Source organism: Terriglobales bacterium (assembly GCA_035937135.1).
GTDB lineage: Bacteria > Acidobacteriota > Terriglobia > Terriglobales > Acidobacteriaceae > DASYVL01.
Genome location: DASYVL010000105.1, coordinates 1 through 7,485 on the forward strand (window position 1 = coordinate 1; position 7,485 = coordinate 7,485).

The following is a 7,485-nucleotide window of genomic DNA, read 5'->3' on the forward strand; positions in this document are numbered from 1 at the left end:
TTTTTACCGAGGACGTTCGGATCTCTAACGCCGCGGCGTGGACCGAGATCCTCTGGAGGCAGGATGGTGGCCGGGCCGTGGCCCACGACAACTGGATCCCGCCGGCCGGTGGGCGGCGGAGGGGTGGGCATGAGATGTCCCGGAGGCGGATTGTGGACTGCCACCACGGGCGACCAGTGGTGCCATTGGTTCCCCGGACGCCAGCACCAGCCGTGTCCGCCGATGTAGTACCAGTTGCCGTAGCGGAAGGGCATCCAGCCCCAGGGGTAGGCCGAGACCCAGATATAGCCGTAGCCCGGATACCAGTACCAGGCGCCGTTCGCGTAGGGATTCCAGTTCACGCCGTAGTAGTTAGGGCGCCACATGTAGCCGTAGCCCGAGATGTTGGTGTAGCTGCCCCAGTAGTTCAGATCGCTGACGCCATAGCTGTAGGCGGAGGAGTAGCCGCGGTAGTTGCCGACGTTGGCGTAGCGGTCGCGGTACTCGTCGCGCTCCTGGTCCCAATCGTCGTAGCGGTCGCTGGAGACGCCCTTGGCCAGGAAGTAGCGCGCCGGGTCGTCGAGGTCCAGGGTAAGAGTCTCATTCTTGCGGACGGTAAGGTGCCCTCCCTCGCCGACAACTTCGATCTCGCCCGCGAAGACAGCGAGGACGACTTGCGAGCGGTCCACGCGCAGACGGAAGCGCGCGGCCCGGGTGAGGCTGAACTCGCGGCGTCCGGTGGTGACGCGGAAGTCGTTGTCATCATCCCGCTTGCGGATGTTGAAATAGGCGGTGCCGTCCTGGAGGTCCACCAGGGTGTACTTGGCGCCGGAGGAACGCAGGTCCAGCGACTGAGTCTCGACCAGGGTGCCCGGGGTGAGGCGGACGGTGCTCATGTCCTCGAACTCGATCTCGGCGCGAGCGTCGTCGCGAGTAGACACTCGGGTGCCCGGGCCCAGCGGCATGTTGAGAAAGGCGTGCTCGAAGCCGCGTCCGTCGCGGCGGTCGATCTGGGCTTCGCCGTCCACGTAACTCAGGCGAACGATGCGGGCGTTGGAGTCTGCCAGGGCCTTGGGCGGGAGGACACCCGCGACCAAAGCGGCGGCCGTCAGAAGCGCTAGGCCTACCCTGCCGAACTTCATACAGAATCTCCTGGGATTCTGATACTTGGGATGCACTGATTCTAACCCCGAGTTGTTCCGGAGGTCGCGGTCAATGCAGGGTGGCGGGGGGTGGGGAGGCGGCCAACTGCAGCAGGTGCTGAGCACGCTGGCGCGCTATGTGCATGATTTCACGGTCGTTAGCGATATTTTCGAGCAGCGGGGCGATGACGTGGAGTTCGCGCAGCCATCCGCTCTTGGCCATCTCCTCCATACGCTCCAACTGGTTGTTCAGGCCCAGGCGGTCGTAGCGGCGCAGGCGGTCGAGTTCATAGGCGGCCTCCTGGGTGGTGGCGATGCCCTGGAAAATATCCGTCAGCTCCTGCACGTCGTGATTCTCGGACCAGTTGTAGGTGGTCTGATGGGTGCGAGTGGAGTCAGAGTAGAGCAGGGTTTTGCGCCCGGTGTCGGCGATGCGGTGTTTCTTGAAGTCCCAGTCGCCCTGGAAGTAGTTGAGCGTTTCGGCCAGGGCGAAGATGCGGCGCGCGGTGGCCTCGGAGATCACGAATTCGCTACGGTAGGGTTCGCCCAGTTCGGGCTGGCCCGGCTCGCCTTCCTCGCGGCGGGACTCGTAGGCAGCGTGTCCGGCGGAATCGATGCGCAGAGAGAGATACGCGGGCGTGGCGCGCGGGAAAGCCTGAGTGAAGGCCACCGAAGGAAGCGCGGGAGCGGCGTCGGGCGCGGGGCTGGAGTTCTGCGCGGGAGCCAGGCCGCTCCCAGCCCAGAGAAGCAACGTGAGCAGCGCCGGGCCGCGGGTCCTCCAGCCGGAATCTGTTGGGGACTCGAGTCTCATCGGCGGGCGCGGCGGCCTCCGGCGGCCTGGCGCTCCAGCGTAGCCGCGGTGTGCAGATGGCAGATGGCGATGGCCAGGGCGTCGGCCACGTCGGGAGGCTCGGGGATCTCGTCGAGTTTCAGCAGGCGCTTCACCATTTGCTGCACCTGGGACTTTTCCGCCTTGCCGTATCCCACGACCGCGGACTTGATGGTCAGGGGCGCGTACTCGGCGACCTCCAGGTCGTGGACGGCGGCGGCCAGCATGGCGACGCCGCGAACGTGTCCGAGCTTGAGCGCCGACTTGGCGTTGACCGCGTAGAAGACATCTTCGATGGCGACCACATCGGGACGGTGGGCGCGGATCACGCTACCCAGCTCCTCGAAAACGCGCGCTAGACGCCGGGCCAGCGGATCGCGGGTCTTCAGGCGGATGACCCCGGCGGAGATGCAGGTAAGCCCGCGGCCGTTGCGCTGCTCGACCACACCGTAACCGGTCAGCTCGCTGCCGCAATCTACTCCCAATACCCGCACAAAGCGCAGTTTATACCAGAACCGCGAGGGCTAACGCGAGCACCGGCGAAGACACTTGTGCCCCAGAGGCTTTGCTAGATCGCGCGGGCGAGGACGCCGGTGTCACACGGTCATGCGCGAGGGGAGGCAGGGCGGTACAGGCGCTGCCAAACGGGCAGGGACAGGAGCGCCAGATTCGCGAGAGTCAGGCTGACAAATCCGACCAAGCCAGCAACGCCGATCCAGGCGAGCACCGGGGCCGCGAGGCTTTCCGAGCGCGAGGGCGGCTGCGCCTTTGGCGGCGAGACGCCAGCGCTACGGAAGCCGCGCTTTGCCCGCCTGCAAAAGCGAGGACGCCTGCGCCAGAGTCTGTGGTGATTGGGAGGAGTTATACGGGCGAGTCGCCCGCATCCCCGCGGCCTGGGACGGGGCGCTTGAGCCAGGGGTCGAGGCCGCCAGTGAACATCAGGGCGAGCATGCGGAAGTCGCTGATGAAGGACCACCAGGGGTGTCCGAAGGTGGCGGGGCGGTTCCCTTCCACCAGAAAGTGGCCGGTCCAGGCCAGGCCGTAAGCGATGGGGATCCAGAGCAGGGCCAGCCAGGGATGCCCGAGGGCGAAGGCGCCGACCAGGACGGCTAGGCCCAGCGTGGTCCCTGCGGCGTGCAGCAGGCGGTTGCCGCGATGGCTGTGCTGCTGCACGTAGAAGGCGAAGAAGTCGTCATAGCTCCGGAACTTCTCCGCCATAACTGACTTCCTTCCCTCCTAGTTCGACTTCCCGGCCGGAGCGACAGCGGGCGCCCCCGCGGCCAGCGCGGGCGGCGGATACTGCGGCAGCTTCTCGCGGACGCGGTCGGCGCGCTTGATCTCCAGCTCCTCAAAGAGCAGCGAGGGAGTGACCAAGGAGTTGGGGACGGGGTCGGGCCGGCCCTCCACATCGGCATCATTGCCGACGGCCAACAGGTCGTTGCGCAGGGCACGGGCGTCGAGCTGGCCGAAGACGGCGCCGCGCACCAGCTCCTGGTGGCCGTCCTTCACGTAAACCCGGTAGAGCAGGCGGGGCGCGAGGTCGGGGCCCGTGGTCTCGACTAGATACCCGTAGGGGCGTCCCTGGTCGCGGCACTTGTCGAGCATGCGCTTCTTCAGTTGCTCCACGGGAAAGGACTCAGAGGCGCGCACGAACAGGTTGCCGATGGCGGGGCGGGCGGACCCGCCCGGCGCGGCCAGACCGTGCCCGTTGGAGTGCGGGAAGTCGCGGATGGGCCGCCGCCCGATCAGATAGTTCACCAGCGTGCCGTTCTCCACCACGGTGACCGGCTGCGCCTTCACGCCCTCATCGTCCACGCTGTAGCTGCCCACCAGGGTCTGATCCTGGAAGCGGGTGACGGTCGGGTCATCCACCAGGGAAAGGAACGGGGGCAGGACGCGGCTCTTGAAGCGCGAGGCGTAGTCGCCCGAGGTGCGGGCGGGATCGCCGGGCTGAGGCTTGTCGCCGGTGATGGCCGGCACCACCAGAGTGTTGAAGACGGTGTTGGCGGCGTCGGAGGAAAACAGGACCGGGCCGACATAGCTGTCCTCGACCACGGGCGCCAGGCGCAGAGCCGCCAGGGTGTCGAGAACGTTTCCGGCGTCGGCGCGGATCTTCTCCGGCGACGGCAGCTCCTCGGGCCGGGCCATCACGTATCCCTGCGAGCGCTGCAGGCGCATCCCGTCGGGCGACTGCGTGCCGCCGCCGAAGTAGAAGAAATAAGTGGCAACGCCCTTGCGCGTGATGGAGCCTTCCGTGTTCACGAAGTAGCGGTTGTTGATCTGGGCGCGGAAACCGGCCTCGGAGGAATCCACCTGCGGGTCCCGGCGGAAGAGCGCGGAGGTGGAGCGCGCCATCTCGCGCCAGCGCTTGGAGTCGGCCTCGTTCTTGATCAGCGGCTGGATGGATTGGATGGCGGGTTCGCGGGAGAAGTCATCCACCTGCTGCTCCACCACCAGGTCCTTGAGCATCGATTGCTTGAGGGTCAGGGCCTCGAGGGCGTTCTTGTAGGCAGTGTCGGTGGCCAGCCAGAGCACGTGGCGCAAGGCCAGCTCATCGTTCTCCTGGGGCACGACCTCGACATAGCCCTCGCCCTGGCCGAAGTAGCTGTCCTGGGTGTAGTTGCCGATGCGGACCACGGCGCGTAGCAGCCGGGCGCGCTGTCCCTGCTCCAGGCGCAGGGCGCCGAAGGTGGCGTCGGCGGAGTAGGCCTGGATGTCGCTGACCGAGTACTCGATGTAATACGGACGCTGCATCGCCTTGAGCTGGAGCTTCTCCTTGGAGCGCCCGAGCTCGGAGAGCATGGCGCGCAGTACGGGATCGTCCGCGGCCGGCTGGGCGGCATTCGGCTTGGCCACCGCCTGCGCCGCGGTCCCCAGGGGCGACGCCAGCAAAAAAGCTGTCAGGAGCAGGCGGAGTGTGCGGCGGACGGTCACGGCTTCACCCCAGGTTTCTGCGCCGGATCCGGAGGCGCCGGGAGGATCCCAGGCGGCGGGATCTTCTCAAAGGCCGGGGGCGGCAGGATGGGCGGCCGGGTATTGGACTTGGCCTTCTTCTGCACTTCCAGCTCGGAGAACAGGATGGCGGGCGAGGCGGCGGAGACGGCAACGTATCCGGATTCGGCGCCGCACTGTCCGTTGAAGACCTGGGTGACATCGCCGGTCAGTACCAGGCGGTTGAGCGAGGCCAGCGGCGTTCCCACGATATCGACGCCGCGCACGAGCTCGTCCGGCCGGCCGTCCGGGTAGACGCGCCACACCATCAGCGGCAGCACCTGGAAGGCCTGGGGAAGCTGGCGCGTGGTCAGGGTGAAGCCGCCGGCGATGTCCTCGAAGTAGAGGCCGTAGGGTTTATTCTGCTTCTTGACCTCGGCAATCAGCATCTCGTGCATCTGCGCATCGGGAACCGTCTTGGTGGAGGTGACGATCAGGTTGCCCTGGCGTCCGACGGGAACGTAGTTGTCCTGGGCGCGGCCGTGGCCGTTGGACTTGGAAAAGCCCTTGATGGGCATGCGCGACATCAGGAACTGGCGCAGGATGCCGTTCTGGACCACCTCGGTGCGCTGCGCGGGGACGCCTTCGTCGTCAAAGTCGTACCAGCCGCTGAGTTCGATCCCGCCGAGTTCCTTCAGGGTGGGGTCATCCACCACGCTCAAGAACGTGGGCAGTACCTCCTGGTTGACCTTCTTGGTGAAGGTCTGGCCTTCCTGGTCGCCGCGCTGGCGCTGGCCCTCCAGGCGGTGCCCCAGGACCTCGTGGAAGAAGACGGCGGCGGCGCGGCCGGAAAGCAGCGAAGGCCCGCTGAAGGGCTCCACCAGGGGAGCGGTGCGGAGGTTCTTCAGGTCCTCGGCCATCTTCTGGATCTTGGCTTCGACCACAGCGTCGGAGGGCAGGCGGTCGAAGCTGCTCCCGTCAAAGGTTTCATTGCGCAGCAAGTCCATGCCGTCCTCGGCGCGGGTCTCGGCGTAGAGGATCAGGCGCACCTGCGGGCGCTGGCTCTCGATGCGCGAGCCTTCACTGGAAACGAAGTAGTGGGTGGCGCTGTCCACGATCACCGTCACTACCGAGCGATAGACCTCGGGATACTTGACGAAGAGGGCGGAGTAGCGCCGGGCCTTGGCTTCCCAGGCGGCGCGGCCGAAGCCCGCGATGGGGACGGGCGGGGCCACGTGCGCCTGCGGCTGCTCCTGGGAGAAGTCCGGGGACTTGTCTTCCTCGTCGGTGCGCACCTCGGAGCTGGTCTTGACCTGGTCGAAGGTGCGCGCGGCCTGTTTGTACTGGCGGTCGGTGGTGAGCCAGAGGACGCGGGCGATGGCGTCGCGGTCGTCTTCCACCGGCAGCAGGGCGGCGGTCAGGCCGGAGGCGCGGTTCTCACTGTGTGTGTTGTCCAGCGCCGGGCTGCCCACCCGCACCGAGACGTCCAGGCTTCGTATCCGGGCCGCCGCAGAGTTGTAGAGCGCCCCTTGCGTAGCCGAGATGGAGGCGTACTGGTGCTCGCTCACCGAATAGCTCATGAAATATGGCGGCGGGTTGGCCTTGCCCAGCTCGCGCATGGCACGGGTGAGCTCCTGCTGCATGGTGTCGAGGAGCAGGTTGGGGGCCGGGGCAGGCGGCGGGCCCGCGGCCCAGGCGGACACGGCGACGAACAAACAGGTGGTCAGGAACACTAGGAAGATGGCAAGCCGTCTCAGGAGGGACCTCATCGTTGCTGGTTTTTTGCGCGGCGAACGCGCTCTCTTTGCTTATATCACATCCCGGCAGGACCCGCCTTGGCGGCCAGCCGTCCCCTGCTCTGGTTAGACACCAACGGGGACGCGGGCGCGTCGCCCGCGTCCGCACAACCCCCTGCTCACTGTTCCGGACCGGGCGCGGGTTCCAGCAGGTCGAGCTCGGGCTGGCCCTCGATGGTGACGGTGAGCCGCGAGTACTCCCACTTGCCCGCACTCTTGCTGGCCACCGCGTGGATTACCGCCTTGCCCTTGGGCCCGGAAATGGGAATCTGGAGGTCGGCATTGCCGGAGTCGTTCTCCACGTTGATGTTGCCGCTGACGAAGTACCCTTCGGCGATGGGCGTGCCCAGCTTCTCCACCACGGTGGGGTTGGCCCGGGCCTTGGCCACCGCCTGCTTGTAGGCGTCCGAGGACTTGATGGAGCCCATGACGATGGTAATGATGAGCCCGAGAAAAAGGCAGAACAGGAGAATCAGCGTGAGGCAGCCGGCAGGGACAAACCACTTCCAATTGCGCGACCACCAGTTCGGTTGCGGGACCGGGAATGCGGCTTGGGCACTCATCCTGAACCTCCCTTGTTAAGCTCCGGTGAAATCGCCCAAGTTCTTTGTAGCCAATAACATGAAAGGATGACCGGGAAGCACAGCGGCCATTCTCCTCAGGTATAATTGCAGAGTCAATCCCTTTCGGTGGAGGCCTCGTTATGTCCCGGAAGCTCGGTTCCCTCGCAGCCAGCCTGCTGGTGATTCTACTGGCGGCCTCGGTGCTTCAGGCCGAGACCCCGCAAGCCGTCCCGACCCAAAAATCC

7 protein-coding genes are annotated in these 7,485 nt (G+C 66.2%); all 7 read right to left on the bottom strand.

Going from position 1 to position 7,485, the window contains the following annotated elements; translation table 11 throughout:
• On the bottom strand, positions 1 to 1,121 hold a 1,121-nt coding region (locus VGQ94_06350), incomplete at its 3' end, for a FecR family protein (protein HEV2022133.1).
• Positions 1,122 to 1,191: 70 nt separating this feature from the next.
• On the bottom strand, positions 1,192 to 1,932 hold the full coding sequence (locus VGQ94_06355) for a hypothetical protein (protein HEV2022134.1): 741 nt from the start codon (positions 1,930 to 1,932) through the stop codon (positions 1,192 to 1,194).
• Positions 1,929 to 2,444 (bottom strand): crossover junction endodeoxyribonuclease RuvC, encoded by a 516-nt coding sequence (gene ruvC / locus VGQ94_06360; protein HEV2022135.1) that lies wholly within the window; start codon positions 2,442 to 2,444, stop codon positions 1,929 to 1,931. Before ruvC ends, VGQ94_06355 begins: the two co-directional genes overlap by 4 nt.
• Positions 2,445 to 2,811: 367 nt before the next feature.
• Positions 2,812 to 3,168, bottom strand: coding sequence for a DUF962 domain-containing protein (locus VGQ94_06365; GenBank protein ID HEV2022136.1), 357 nt, complete (start codon positions 3,166 to 3,168; stop codon positions 2,812 to 2,814).
• A gap of 18 nt (positions 3,169 to 3,186) precedes the next feature.
• Positions 3,187 to 4,884: a metallopeptidase TldD-related protein gene (locus VGQ94_06370; protein ID HEV2022137.1), complete on the bottom strand. Its 1,698-nt coding sequence runs from the start codon at positions 4,882 to 4,884 to the stop codon at positions 3,187 to 3,189.
• Positions 4,881 to 6,650, bottom strand: a complete 1,770-nt coding sequence (locus VGQ94_06375; protein ID HEV2022138.1) for a metallopeptidase TldD-related protein — start codon at positions 6,648 to 6,650, stop codon at positions 4,881 to 4,883. The genes VGQ94_06370 and VGQ94_06375 overlap by 4 nt, the downstream gene beginning before the upstream one ends.
• A 146-nt stretch (positions 6,651 to 6,796) precedes the next feature.
• Complete coding sequence (locus VGQ94_06380; GenBank protein HEV2022139.1) at positions 6,797 to 7,240, bottom strand: cytochrome c oxidase assembly factor Coa1 family protein; 444 nt, start codon at positions 7,238 to 7,240, stop codon at positions 6,797 to 6,799.
• Positions 7,241 to 7,485 lie beyond the last annotated feature (245 nt).